This window comes from Natrialba sp. PRR66, from assembly GCF_034808065.1.
Classification (GTDB): Archaea; Halobacteriota; Halobacteria; order Halobacteriales; family Natrialbaceae; genus Natrialba; species Natrialba aegyptia.
The window spans coordinates 1-238 of record NZ_JAXHGN010000257.1 but is presented as its reverse complement, the minus strand read 5'-3'; the positions used below and the strand labels follow the sequence as shown (position 1 = coordinate 238).

The following is a 238-nucleotide window of genomic DNA, read 5'->3' as shown; positions in this document are numbered from 1 at the left end:
CACTGATGTCATCCGTGCCGCCGACGAGGCCGGCCACATCAGGAAGATCAAGTTCTACGTCGATCATCCTGGCGCAGACCCCGGCGACGAGCGCGACGTGATGCTCCGCATCTTCGACGACGGCCACCTCACCACGTCCAAGCCCGTACCCTCCGATCTGCTTGACGCCATCGTGCTTCAAATTAACACTATCCGCGGGTACGACGGTTTCCTGACTCCCCTGATCGAACTCATCCAC

Annotated in this window: 1 pseudogene; it reads left to right on the top strand. The window is 60.1% G+C overall.

The annotated features are described in order from the left end of the window. Positions 1-238: pseudogene (locus SM755_RS24160) on the top strand (hypothetical protein); the annotation flags it as partial.